We start from the raw sequence: 599 nt of genomic DNA on the forward strand, positions 1-599 counted from the left end.
AATTAGCAGTACGTGCAATGGCCGCCCTTTACGATATCGTTAAAGTACATCAATCGGGAGCCAATATTTTAGTAGTATCGTATGGCTAAAAAGGTGGGCATTTTTACCCACCTTTTTTTCCATTAGCCGAACACTTTTTCCAAATGTGCTTGGTAATCGGATAAGTATTGTTCTACTTGTGGATTTTTAATCACATCGTTACATAAGAATGTCGGCAGACGGGTCAAACCGATGAACTCATTAAGTTTGTGGAAGTGCATATACACCGCATCCGCACCTTTACCTTCGAAGAAGTCGCCTTCGCGAGTAAAGGCTTCAATCGGGGCATTCCAAGTAAGCGAGAGCATGTGTTTTTTGCCTTGCAACAAACCACCTGTGCCGTAGCCTTCGGTTGGATTGACACGATGGCGGCCATCACTATGGTAAAGCTTGCCGTGTCCAGCGGTTAATACTTCGTCTATGTATTTTTTCACTGTCCAAGGTTCGTGCATCCACCAGCCTGGCATCTGCCAAATCACGGCATCCATCCATAAGAATTTTTCGATTTCTGCTTCAACATCATAGTCAGCATCAATCACGGTTTCTTTTACATTGTGTCC

1 protein-coding gene is annotated in these 599 nt (G+C 43.9%); it reads right to left on the minus strand.

Annotated elements, in window-relative coordinates; genetic code table 11:
- Positions 1-122: 122 nt before the first annotated feature.
- On the minus strand, positions 123-599 hold a 477-nt coding region (locus tag HMPREF3022_RS08905), incomplete at its 5' end, for an NAD(P)H-dependent oxidoreductase (protein ID WP_070765505.1).

The organism is Neisseria sp. HMSC065C04, assembly GCF_001815375.1.
GTDB lineage: Bacteria > Pseudomonadota > Gammaproteobacteria > Burkholderiales > Neisseriaceae > Neisseria > Neisseria flavescens_D.